At 38.1% G+C, this 12,278-nt stretch carries 13 protein-coding genes; 3 read left to right on the top strand and 10 right to left on the bottom strand.

Translation table 11 applies throughout. From position 1 onward, the window contains the following. Positions 1-432 precede the first annotated feature (432 nt). The gene (locus D0T85_RS18270) at positions 433-879 is read right to left on the bottom strand and encodes an energy transducer TonB (protein WP_163214968.1); all 447 of its coding nucleotides are present in this window, start codon (positions 877-879) and stop codon (positions 433-435) included. Positions 880-888: 9 nt separating this feature from the next. Next, positions 889-1,767 carry a DUF3078 domain-containing protein gene (locus D0T85_RS18275; protein WP_163214969.1) on the bottom strand — a complete coding sequence of 293 codons (879 nt, stop codon included), beginning with the start codon at positions 1,765-1,767 and terminating at the stop codon, positions 889-891. A 126-nt stretch (positions 1,768-1,893) separates the two neighbouring features. On the opposite strand from D0T85_RS18275, the gene D0T85_RS18280 reads away from it, so the two are divergent. Next, positions 1,894-2,133: a hypothetical protein gene (locus D0T85_RS18280; protein ID WP_163214970.1), complete on the top strand. Its 240-nt coding sequence runs from the start codon at positions 1,894-1,896 to the stop codon at positions 2,131-2,133. Between the two features lie 77 nt (positions 2,134-2,210). Here D0T85_RS18280 and glyA read toward each other — a convergent pair whose 3' ends face one another. The 7 genes from glyA to D0T85_RS18315 form a co-directional block, all read right to left on the bottom strand. Further along, the gene (glyA, locus tag D0T85_RS18285; RefSeq protein ID WP_163214971.1) at positions 2,211-3,488 is read right to left on the bottom strand and encodes a serine hydroxymethyltransferase; all 1,278 of its coding nucleotides are present in this window, start codon (positions 3,486-3,488) and stop codon (positions 2,211-2,213) included. 136 nt (positions 3,489-3,624) lie between these two features. Next, positions 3,625-4,344 (bottom strand): porin family protein, encoded by a 720-nt coding sequence (locus D0T85_RS18290; protein ID WP_163214972.1) that lies wholly within the window; start codon positions 4,342-4,344, stop codon positions 3,625-3,627. Between the two features lie 6 nt (positions 4,345-4,350). Next, complete coding sequence (locus D0T85_RS18295; RefSeq protein ID WP_163214973.1) at positions 4,351-4,920, bottom strand: flavin reductase family protein; 570 nt, start codon at positions 4,918-4,920, stop codon at positions 4,351-4,353. A gap of 156 nt (positions 4,921-5,076) precedes the next feature. Next, positions 5,077-5,538: an aspartate carbamoyltransferase regulatory subunit gene (pyrI, locus tag D0T85_RS18300; RefSeq protein WP_163214974.1), complete on the bottom strand. Its 462-nt coding sequence runs from the start codon at positions 5,536-5,538 to the stop codon at positions 5,077-5,079. A gap of 5 nt (positions 5,539-5,543) precedes the next feature. Then, complete coding sequence (pyrB, locus tag D0T85_RS18305) at positions 5,544-6,467, bottom strand: aspartate carbamoyltransferase (RefSeq protein ID WP_163214975.1); 924 nt, start codon at positions 6,465-6,467, stop codon at positions 5,544-5,546. A 231-nt stretch (positions 6,468-6,698) separates the two neighbouring features. After that, complete coding sequence (locus D0T85_RS18310) at positions 6,699-7,415, bottom strand: hypothetical protein (RefSeq protein WP_163214976.1); 717 nt, start codon at positions 7,413-7,415, stop codon at positions 6,699-6,701. 40 nt (positions 7,416-7,455) lie between these two features. After that, positions 7,456-8,688 (bottom strand): LL-diaminopimelate aminotransferase, encoded by a 1,233-nt coding sequence (locus tag D0T85_RS18315; protein WP_163214977.1) that lies wholly within the window; start codon positions 8,686-8,688, stop codon positions 7,456-7,458. 142 nt (positions 8,689-8,830) lie between these two features. Between D0T85_RS18315 and D0T85_RS18320 the strand changes: the two genes are divergently transcribed. After that, on the top strand, positions 8,831-9,544 hold the full coding sequence (locus D0T85_RS18320; protein WP_163214978.1) for an energy transducer TonB: 714 nt from the start codon (positions 8,831-8,833) through the stop codon (positions 9,542-9,544). Here the strand turns inward: D0T85_RS18320 and D0T85_RS18325 are convergent. Beyond that, positions 9,541-10,668, bottom strand: coding sequence for a metallophosphoesterase (locus tag D0T85_RS18325; RefSeq protein ID WP_239060763.1), 1,128 nt, complete (start codon positions 10,666-10,668; stop codon positions 9,541-9,543). The genes D0T85_RS18320 and D0T85_RS18325 overlap by 4 nt on opposite strands. A 321-nt stretch (positions 10,669-10,989) precedes the next feature. Here D0T85_RS18325 and D0T85_RS18330 point away from each other — a divergent pair, with 321 nt between their 5' ends. Beyond that, positions 10,990-12,168 carry an ATP-binding protein gene (locus D0T85_RS18330; protein ID WP_163214979.1) on the top strand — a complete coding sequence of 393 codons (1,179 nt, stop codon included), beginning with the start codon at positions 10,990-10,992 and terminating at the stop codon, positions 12,166-12,168. The last annotated feature ends 110 nt before the right edge of the window (positions 12,169-12,278 follow it).

A 12,278-nucleotide genomic window follows, 5' to 3' on the forward strand; every position in this document is an offset into this window, starting at 1 on the left:
GAATTCTTAAGAAATCCCTTTGAATTTTAAAAAATCAGTCATTCCTTGACCAAGAACAAACAAGAAATACAATATAGGCGACAAAGCGGAGACGCTTACGGTTATGATACTTGTAATGGTACTTATGTTTTACTTTTTGGCGAAGTGCCATAATGTATTGTATTGAAATTCAGCTTGATAGGTATGTTATGATACTTATGATGGTTTTTTAGGCAAAAATCTTCTGTACATAAAAATGCGAGGCTGTATGCCTCGAAGCTTATATGGCAGAAAGCTCCGAGGCTTACAGCCTCGCATTCCATGCGGTGTCCCTCATCGTAGGCCGTTGACCTACGCTAGAGGCTATTAGGCCGTTGGCCTATTTTGAACTACGAGAGTTTTCTTATGCATCGAAATAAAAACTCCGCGTAACTCAGCGTTTCAATTATTTTTTTACTGAATTCTAAACGATACTGGAACAATACACCATGTTCGTACCGGAACCCCATTGTTATAACCAGGTTTCCATTTTGGCATAGAGGAAACAACCCTTATAGCTTCGCGATCCAAAAATGGATCCAGCGATCGTATAACTGAAAGATTGGTAATGCTCCCATCTTCTTCAATGATAAATTTTACGATAACTCGTGTATGGACTGCATCTACTGTTTGTTTGTATCTGGTGTTTTCGTTCAGGTATTCCATTAACTTTTTTTGTCCACCAGGGAATTCTGGTTTTACATCAATAGAATCGAAAGCGAAGACTGTATTGGAAATGATTAATGTGTCATTTCTATTAATCAAACTAATTACAGGTTCCTCTTCTTGTGCAAAGACTAACGATGATAAAGAAACGAATATCCCTGTTAGAATAATCCTGATGGATTTTTCTTTAATCATATCAACTTTCTAAAAATTATACGTCAGCCCTACCCCCAGAATCTCTTTGAACTGTACTTTCGGTCCACCAAGTGTACCATCATCGTTAACAGACTTTACATCATCATCGTATTTGAGGGTTGTATTCAGGGTTGCCGATAAGAATTTATTTATCTTCATGCTTATCATTACATCCCAGTTTACATCGATGTTTCCGAATGATTTATCGTAGGCGGTAAAAAGGTCCAGGGTAGAAATCAGTTTTACATTTTCCATAATAGTTTGTTCCATTCTGCCTTTCAGGTAAGCACCCATTTCCATTTTAAATTTGTCTCCCGGGTCAACACCGAATGCTCCCAGATCAGACAGATAGTCGTCGGTAACAAAAGTCATTTTACCAGAAATTGGAGAGAGGTAAATTGAATAGTTAGCTTGTGGACGATATTCCATACCTGTAGATATGTTTGAGTACGCCGGAGCAAAGAATTTGGAAATATAATTGGTTTTATCGGGATAGTTATACCCTTTGTAGAACTGTGTTTTAAAGTCTCCCATAATGGTATAAAACCATTTATTATTTGTGGTATACCCTAATTGGGTTGAGAAGTTAATGTTATCGTTAATTTTTCTCACACCGTTACTTTCGGTTTTTGATAAACCATATTCCAGTATCAGGTTGTTTTGCCACAACCAGTTTCCACTTTTTCTTAATAATGTTCCATTGAGGTAAGCATTTCCGGCTAATGAGTTTTCGCCACCAGCTGCCCAGTTTTTCACAGCAGTTTGCGATAGGTTGATTCCTGCTACTCCCTTCAGTACCCATGCTCCTTCCTCGTATTCGTTTTCGGTTTGTGCATAAGTAGTTATCGCGCAAAAGCAAAGTAATAATGGTATAAATACACGTCTCATATTTCTATATAAATTAATAATTAGTAATTTTTTTGTAAGTTGTATGAACCAAATGCCTAAAGTGTTGTTTTTAAATTAGTTTATTTGGTTAATAAATAGTTTTAGAATTTGCAAAAAAGAAAAATTATGAAAAATCTATTGATTGGGGCTGCCCTAGGTGCAGCTGCATTTTACTTGTTTAAAAGAAGCCAGGACGAAGGCGGACTGGACAAAATGTGTGACGAGATGAAAGACTATGCCGGTAAGGTAAAAAGAAACGTAAAAGACACTTGGGATAAAGGTGTAAACCAGGCAGAGTATGTTAAAGAACGTGCGGAAGATAAAATGCATACAGTTCAGGCTAAGGTGAAAGAAGCGATGAAATAAATTGAGAATTGAGAATTGAGAATTGAAAATTACGATGCTGCATGGTAATTCTCAATCCTCAATTCTCAATTTTTAATTTAACTAAACAGTGGATATTTGTTCATTGTTTCGTTTACGCGGCTGCGTACCTGTGCAATAACTTCTTCGTTATCAACATTAGATAGCACAGTTTCAATCATTTCGGCAATCTCTTCCATGAGATCTTCTTTGGCACCACGGGTTGTGATGGCAGGAGTACCTAAACGGATTCCGGAAGTTTGGAAAGCCGAACGGCTATCAAAAGGAACCATGTTTTTGTTTACAGTAATATCTGCAGCAACCAATGCTTTCTCGGCAACTTTACCTGTTAACTCAGGATATTTGGTACGAAGGTCTACCAGCATTGAATGATTATCGGTACCACCTGATACGATATCAAACCCACGGTTCATTAATGCTTGTGCAAGAGCAGCAGCATTTTTCTTCACTTGTTTCTGATATTCAACGTATTCTGGCTGCATACATTCGAAGAATGATACGGCTTTTGCTGCAATTACATGTTCTAACGGACCACCCTGAATACCTGGGAATACAGCCGAATCGAGTAATTGAGACATCATTTTAACTTCACCTTTAGGAGTTGTTTTACCCCATGGGTTAGGGAAGTCTTTACCTATCATAATAACACCACCGCGAGGTCCACGCAATGTTTTATGTGTAGTAGAAGTTACAATGTGAGCATATTTAACTGGGTTTTCAAGTAATCCGGCAGCAATAAGTCCCGCAGGATGAGCCATATCTACCAGCAGGATAGCACCTACTTTATCTGCAATTTCGCGCATGCGTTTGTAATCCCACTCACGAGAGTAAGCCGAACCACCACCAATAATCATTTTGGGTTTTTCGCGAAGGGCAACTTCTTCCATCTGATCGTAATCTACACGACCGGTTTCTTTTTTTACATTATATTCGCAAGGAGTATAGATTATCCCTGATGTGTTAACAAGCGAACCGTGTGAAAGATGACCACCATGAGCCAGATTTAATCCCATGAACTTATCTCCCGGATTCATAACAGCAAGAAATACAGCTGCATTTGCTTGTGCCCCCGAGTGTGGTTGAACGTTTGCCCATTCGGCCCCGAAAATTTGTTTCAAACGGTCGATAGCCAGCTGTTCGCTTTGGTCTACTACTTCACAACCACCGTAGTAACGCTTCCCGGGATATCCTTCGGCGTATTTATTAGTTAGGCAGGAGCCCATTGCCTGCATAACTTGGTCACTTACAAAGTTTTCTGATGCAATCAGTTCAATACCTTTGAGCTGACGTTGATGTTCTTTTTCGATAATGTCGAAAATTAAATCGTCTCTTTTCATTTTGTATATAGTATAAATACTTAATTTACAATTCCTTTGTTAAGCGTACAAATTTATAGAAAAAGAATGGAATTTGTAACAGAAATTAAGAAATAAATGATTTGTGAAACTCCAAGCAGAAAACAAATAGATTGGGTTACAGAATAATTCCCAACGAAAAGCTTAGAATATTATCCCGGCGCTTAAATACAATCTCTTTGTTTTGGTGCACTATATTATCATAAGTAACAGACTTTGATATATTGTGCAGGCCTTGTTCGTAACGAAAGTCGAAGAATATGTTTGAGATATTAACAGCAATTCCAATGGTTAGACTTACAGTAATGGGGTGTAGCTCTTCTTCAACATTCTTTTGATCGAAATTCTCGAAAGTAATTTTATTGTGATTGTTTGATAAGTATTTTATTTTTGGTCCTCCAAAAACAGATAGACCATAGGGTCCTTTTTTAACGATATTGTATCCATACAAAACGGGGACTTCAAAACTGTGTATTTTGGATGTGATAGTAGCATAGTCAGGTTGAATCTCGGGGTTTTGCGACCCCAGTTTGTCGAAGGTAATCTCACTTTGGCTTATCTGATAGGATATCTCTGGTTGAAGGTAGTGTTTAAGAAAGTTGAGTCGCATAAATGCCGATCCGGTATAACCTATTCTATATGTATTCTGTATATCATCGATTGTTACCCCACTGATATTAAGGTTGGACACAAGGTACATAGCCGAGTTGAATCCTGCCCGGAATCCAAAATTAACCGTTTTGTTATTGATGCGTTCAATTCTGCTTTGTTCGCTTTGAGCAAAAGCAGAATGAATGCTAACAATAATAAGAATACATATAAAAAGGGTTTGCTTCATGGTTTGTTATTTAGCTTTTTTCTTTTCGACCGACCAGCCAAATTTACCTATTTTATCGCCCAAATCAAAATAATTTCCATGAACATATACAAGTGGATTGGTTTCTGCCAGTTCCAACTTTCCGTTCTCATTCAGATAATCGGTTTCGGCACGTACGTTTACAACATCTGCAATAAACATATCGTGCGACCCAAGTGACATGATTTCTTTTACACGGCACTCAATACATAGGGGAGATTCTTCAATAAGCGGTGCACTAACAATGGTGCTTTTGCCCGGCGTGAGTTTCATCTCCTGAAATTTATTATAATCTTTTCCCGATCGAACTCCACACCAATCTGTAGCAAAGGCCATATCTTTTGTTGTGAGGTTAATAACAAACTCCATGTTTTTTTTGATGATGCCATGCGAATATCTTTCGGGCCGTACTGAAATATAACACATGGGTGGATTGGTACAAAGGGTGCCCACCCAAGCTACTGTTATAATATTGTATTCGGTTTCATCGTTTCCACAACTTACCAATACGGCAGGTAATGGGTATATAAGCGTACCAGGTTTCCAGTCTTGTTTCATAATACTAATGTGCCAATATGCTAATGTGCCAATGTGAATAATGTGCAAATATGCAAATATGCAAATGCTAATGTGAATAATGTGCAAATTATTAATTGACGCAGTTTATTGGCACATTGGCATATTATCCTATTGGCACATTATCCTATTATCCTATTATATAATTTCTATTTCCTCTCTCTTTTGTTCCTTATCACAGTAATGGCATCTGATAATACATTTCTCTTTATCAGTAACATGGAATAGGGTATGCATGGGTTCGTTGTTTGTAATACATTTAGGGTTAGCGCATTTTACTATTCCTTTTAGTGCATCCGACAACTGTACTTGCTTTTTCTCTATAACTTCGTAATTCTTAATTACGTTTAACTTTACGTTTGGGGCCACCACTGCAATACGGTTGATTTCTTCGTCGCAGAAGAATTTATCAGCAATTTTAATGATTCCCTTTTTTCCTTGTTTTTTGCTTTCCAGATTAAAACCGATTGTAATATTGCTGGTCATATTTTCCAGTCCCAGCAACGATACTACTGTGAAAAGCTTTTCCGAAGGTATATGGTCTATTACAGTACCGTTTTCTAAAGCAGCAACCTGTAATTCTTTCTTTATCTTATCCATAAAACTCATAACTCATTAATAGTAATTCCTAACACATCACACAAAATAGCTTCACGGGCGTATAAACCGTTTTGTGCCTGCTGAAAATAGTATGCTTTCGGATTATCGTCCACATCGTACGAAATTTCGTTTACACGTGGTAGCGGATGCAGTATGCGTAGGTTTTCTTTGGTTTTATCCAGCATTTTGTTTTTCAATATATATATGTTCTTAACCCGCTCGTATTCCATAAGGTCGGTAAAACGCTCTTTCTGTACGCGGGTCATATAGATAATGTCGGCATCCTGAATAATATCTTCATTGAAATCTACATGTTCAACATATTTTATTCCGTGTTCTTTGCAGTACAGTTTGTATTCTTCGGGCATTTTAAGTTCTTCGGGCGCTATGAAGTGGAAGGTAGGGTTGAAGTGCCTCATTGCCATGAGAAGCGAATGTACCGTACGACCATATTTAAGATCGCCAACCAGATGGATGTTTAGATTTTCGAGCGTACCCTGTGTTTTGTATATAGAATACAGGTCGAGCATGGTTTGCGAAGGGTGTTGGTTGGCTCCATCTCCTGCATTAACAATGGGTACCGGGGCAACTTCGCTGGCGTATCTTGCAGCCCCTTCCAGGTGATGGCGCATAACTATAACATCGGCATAACTGCTTACCATTATAATGGTATCCTTGAGGGTTTCGCCTTTAGAGGAACTGGTTGCTTTAGGATCGGTGAACCCGATAACTCTTGCTCCAAGTCGATTTGCTGCTGTTTCAAAACTAAGGCGGGTGCGGGTAGAAGGTTCAAAGAAAAGAGTGGCGATTACTTTACCTTCCAGGAGTCGGCGGTTAGGTTGTTTTTCGAATTGCTTTGCCATTTCAATCATATAGAGAATTTTCTCTTTCGAATGGTCGGCAATAGTTACTAAGCTTCGGTTATCCATGCGTACAATAATTATGAATTTTGAATTTTGAATAATGAATAGCCATGCGGCATCTCCATTTATTCAATCCGCATGGATTCTTTATTCGGAGCGTAAAGGTAGGAAGAAATTAGGAATTAAGAATTAAAAACTAAGAATTATATTATGTGGCATCGTCAATTCTTAATTCTTAATTCTTAAAACTCTGCGTAACTTGCGTAACTCTGCGGTTCAAAACTCTCAGAACAAAGATTAGAAACTAACGCCAAATGCAAAATAAGTTTTGTCTTGATTAGGATTGAATGTGAGTTTTGCAAAAGCCTGTAAACTGTACGCGTAGGTGATTTTAATTTCTTTGCTGGTTCCCAACGAGATATTAACAACATTGAATCCGCTTGAATATGCACCTTCCCAAGGAGTTAATCCTACTTCGGCAGCAAAATCAAATCCACCTAATTTAAAAGGAACAATTGCTTCGGCATAACTGGAATAAGCACGATTACCGTTTTCTTTGGTATAATCGGCACCTGCAAAATATGTATTCCAATTCAATGCAACCGGGCCAAAATCGTAGGCTACTGTTGCTTCGAATATATGAGCAGTTGAATGAGCTCCATATTTAAAGTAACGGGTTTTCTTTTCATCATCCCGGTCGAACCAGTAATCGGTAATGCCAATGCTAAATCCGCCGGTTTCATAGCCGAGTGTCAGGTCTAACTCTTTTGTATCGGAGCTTTCAAGTCCTACCGAACCCCATGCAGTAAGCGAGAATCCACTTTTGGCAACCGATATAGATGGCTGAATGCTTACTCCACCGCAATCTTCGCCACGCCAGATGTAACCACTTACAACATCGGCACCAATAGAAACATCTACCTGATTATTGTTTTCCTGTGCTTTTGCTGTATTTATTCCCAAAACGGCAATTAGCACTACTACTATCACTCTTAATTTAAAAATCTTTTTCATGTTTTTTCGTTAATATTAATTTTCAATTCTGATTTATTATTTAGCTAATCCATTTTTTTATGCGCTTCATAGCCTCTATACAATTATCTTGATTGCCAAAAGCAGTTAGCCTGATGTAGCCTTCTCCACTTGGACCGAAACCAACACCGGGAGTACCTACTACATTTGCTTCGTAAAGCAATTTATCGAAGAAACGCCATGAGCTGGTTTCTTTGGGCGTTTTTACCCATAAGTAAGGAGCATTAACTCCGCCATAAACATCTAATCCGGCATTTTCCAGTCCCTCTTTCATAATTTTGGCATTTGCCATATAATAATCAATCGTTTTCTTTATCTGTCTTTTTCCATCAGGGGTATACGTTGCTTCTGCTGCCCGTTGGGTGATATATGATGCTCCGTTGAATCTTCTGGTTTGCCGGCGGTTCCAAAGCGGATTCAATGGAATGCGTTCTCCATCTAATCTGGCAGCAGTTAATTCTTTGGGAACTACAGTATATCCGCAACGTATACCAGTAAAACCGGCAGTTTTAGAGAAACTTCGGAACTCGATAGCGCATTTCTTTGCACCTCTAATCTCATAAATAGAATGTGGTATGTTGGGCTCTTGTATGTATGCTTCGTAAGCAGCATCAAACAAAATCAGGGTGTCATTGCGAAGTGCATAATCCACCCATTGCTTCAATTGATCTTTGGTTAAGGTTGTACCAGTAGGATTGTTTGGATAACACAGATAAAGCATATCAATTCGTTTTTCGGGTATCTGAGGAACGAAATTGTTTTCGCTGGTACATGGTATATAAATTACATTGCTCCATTTTCCGTCTTCTCCCAATTCACCGGATCTGCCGTTTGTAACATTGCTGTCAATGTAAACAGGATATATGGGGTCGGTTACTCCGATAGAGTTATCGTGGCGCAAAATGTCGCCAATGTTTCCGGTGTCGCTTTTAGAACCATCGCTTACAAATATTTCACTATTGCTGAACTGAATGCCACGGGCTGCATAATCATTTTTTATAATAGCTTCAATCAAAAAATCATATCCCTGTTCCGGTCCATATCCGCGAAATGTGGAAGCATCGGCCATTTCATCAACTGCTTTGTGCATAGCTTCAATTACTACTGGTGGTAGTGGTTGGGTAACATCGCCAATTTCAAGTCTTATTAAATCGGCTTTAGGATGCGTTACTTTAAAAGTATTAATCTTCTTTGCAACATCGGGGAACAGATAACTGTCGGGTAATTTGAGAAAATGTTCGTTAACTAATGCCATTGGTTTGCTCTTTCTTTTAGTTCAATTGCGGTGCAAAAATAATGAAATAGGTTGGTTTTAATGATTGTAAGTAATGCAAAGTCTGGATTTTTTTCTACATTTACAAGCTCTTTCAGGAGTTATTGCTTTGCTGAGAAGTATTATGGAGATTAAGAAATCGAAAAAAGCCGAGCTTGAAAGCCGTAAAACCACCTGGTATGCCATGGGGTTTATTGTGGTGCTTGCTTTTGTTTTTATTATACTTGAATGGAGTGGGTATGATAATAACAAAACAACGGTGTCGTTGATGAGCGAACCGGATATTGAAATGGAATTATTACCTATTATTATTCCCGACGAACCTTTGCCGCCTCCACCTCCGCCTCCAACTGATGCGGAAGTTTTAAACATTATACTTCGAACAGATGAGCATTCGACCGAAGGAAGCGGACTGCTTGAATTATCGGATGAAGAACTTGAGCTTGAAGAACTTCTGCAAATTCGTTATATTCCTCTTATAATGGATGAGGAAGAAGATACACATGGAGATCCGAATGGATATCCAGTTGAGATTGCGCCTCAGTATCCGGGAGGATATAAAGCGTTAATGCAATTCCTGAATACCAATATCAGGTATCCGCAACGAGCCAAAGAAGAAGGAATTCAAGGCAGGGTAATCGTTCAATTTGTTATACAGAAAGATGGTTCTGTTGGCAATGTTAAACTAATCAGAGGGATTGACGCTGATTTGGATAAAGAAGCATTGCGAATCGTAAATTTAATGCCCAAATGGACTCCGGGTAGGCAAATGGGCAGGGCTGTAAAAGTAAGTTATATTTTACCTGTGATGTTTAAGCTAAAAGGAATGTTTAATTAGTATTTCAGATTGATAACTGCATACTCTGATTGGCTATTGATACGGAATTTACCACCCCAAATACCAATACCCGAGCTAACATAAATATGGCTGTTTCCTTTTTGAAGATAACCATGCGATTTTTCGTAGATGGCATCGGTTATCCATGAAATGGGCCATACCTGTCCACGATGTGTATGCCCGGATACTTGTAAATCCACTTCGTTCTTTTCTACCTCTTCCAGGTTGTATGGTTGATGATCCAGCATAATGATGGGTTTGGAACGGTCAATAGATTGCACAAGTTCGGATGTTGCTTTTCTTTCGTTCGAAGCGCGATCGTCGCGACCAACAATATAAAAACTGTTGTCTACTAAATGTGCTGAATCTTTCAACAGAACAACACCGGCTTCTTTCAGGAATTCCATACTTTCTTTATAGCCGGATATATATTCATGGTTACCCATGCAAGCATAAATTCCATATTTGGATTTAAGTTTCCGAAATGTTTCTTCCATGTGTTGTTGGCGAACAGGTAATAAACTATTATCTATTATATCACCCGCCATTAGTATAATGTCTGGGTTTTCTTTGTTAATCAGTTCTACCCAACCCTCAAACTCTTTTTTTCCTATACTGTATCCTAAATGCAAATCGCTTATTGCTACAATTTTTAAAGTCGATCCGGATGTGGTTGGCTTGTTTAAAGTGATATCTAATTCTACACGGTTTTTATTTTCATATTTAATATACCCCAATATCATTATAATAGCAACAAGCCCCGTAACAGAGAAAAATCCTGTCCAGCTTGCCGAAAGATATTGCTGTATTGGAAAGATATGTGTAACCCGTATTAAATCGACCAGCAACAACACCATCAATAAATAAATGAATATAAAGAACCAAGATGTACCGATTTTATAAATGGCTGATAAGAAAGTGAACGAAAAGCTATCTCTTGCCAGGAAAAAGAGGAATATACAACCAACCAATGCCACTGCAAGTACTATTAATGCTACTTTTCCCCACATAAGGGGCATCATTTTGCACAAGCGATAGAAAACATACACATTAGCCCCCAGAACAAAAGTGAGCATTAATAAAAAGAAGAGTTTCATGTTGATATTTGAGTTTTCGGCAAACATAAGAAAACTTTTATTAACTCTGGAGTTTTATTACTGTATATTAACTAAATGCAGCTGATAAGTGGATGTTTATTATACATTAAAATTAACTTAATACGCTAATCTTATTAAGTGCTGTTATAAATGATTGTATTAAGTTACAAAAGTTGGTATATAAACGTCACTATCTTACATTTGTAATGTGTTTTTTCATAGTATTAGATTTAAGGTTTAACAAAAAAGATTGGCTGCTCGGGAGAGTGGCCTTTTTTTTATTTTGCTATCTCCACTTTGCAATTTACAAAAAAGATGTTATCTTTGCCAACCGTAAAAACCTGCAATATGGAAGCATTCTATCGCACACACTCATACCTTGTTGATCATACCAATGCACCTGTTCGCCGTGATCTTATGGATGAAATTGATTGGAACGATCGCCTCATAGGTATCAAAGGAACACGTGGTGTAGGAAAAACGACTTTTTTACTTCAATATGCTAAAGAGAAATTTGGCGTAGACCGTTCATGTTTGTTTATAAATATGAATAATTTCTATTTCTCTAATAATTCCATTGTTGATTTTGCCGGTGAGTTTGTACGAAGAGGAGGGAAAGTGCTGTTAATCGACCAGGTTTTTAAATACTCGGATTGGAGTCAGGAACTGCGCACTTGTTATGATAAATATCCTGAACTAAAAATTGTTTTCACCGGATCGTCTGTGATGAGGTTAAAGGAAGAGAACCTGGAACTACGAGACATTGTTAAGAGTTACAACCTGCGTGGCTTTTCTTTCCGCGAGTTTCTTAATCTGCAAACCGATATGAAATTCCGTGCCTACTCTCTCGATGAGATACTCCAAAATCATGAAGCCATAGCAAAAGGGATATTAAGCAAGGTACAACCACTGAACTATTTTCAGGATTACCTGCATCACGGGTTTTATCCGTTTTTTCTTGAGAAACGTAATTTCTCGGAGAATCTACTGAAAACCATGAACATGATGATTGAAGTAGATATTCTGGTTCTGAAACAGATTGAGCTTAAGTACCTCTCTAAAATAAAGAAACTGTTTTATCTTTTGGCGGTGAATGGCCCCAAAGCTCCCAATGTGAGTCAGTTGGCTATAGATATTCAAACATCGCGGGCAACAGTTATGAATTATATTAAATACCTGGCCGATGCCCGTTTAATCAATATGATTTATCCTGTAGGCGAAGAGTTTCCTAAAAAGCCGGCAAAGGTAATGATGCACAACTCGAACTTAATGTACACCATATATCCTGCTATTGTTGACGAACAGGATGTGCTCGATACCTTTTTCCTGAATACAATGTATAAAGATCATAAGTTATATAAAGGAGATAAAAATTCATCGTTCCTTGTGAACAATGATATGCCTTTTAAAATTAGTGCAAATACACAACGGTTAAAAGTAAATCCGGAAGTGACATATGCTATACATCAAATGGAAATAGGAAAAGAAAACCAGATTCCTTTATGGCTATTCGGGTTTTTATATTAAAGATTTGGTGATATTATCGTCCTCCTCCGCCCTTTGGGCACCTCCTCCAAAGGAGGATAGGCTGCGCTATAGATCGTCCGCATGGTATCCTCCTTTGGAGGAGGTGCCCA

It is taken from the genome of Bacteroides sp. 519 (genome assembly GCF_010500955.1).
GTDB lineage: Bacteria > Bacteroidota > Bacteroidia > Bacteroidales > Bacteroidaceae > Bacteroides.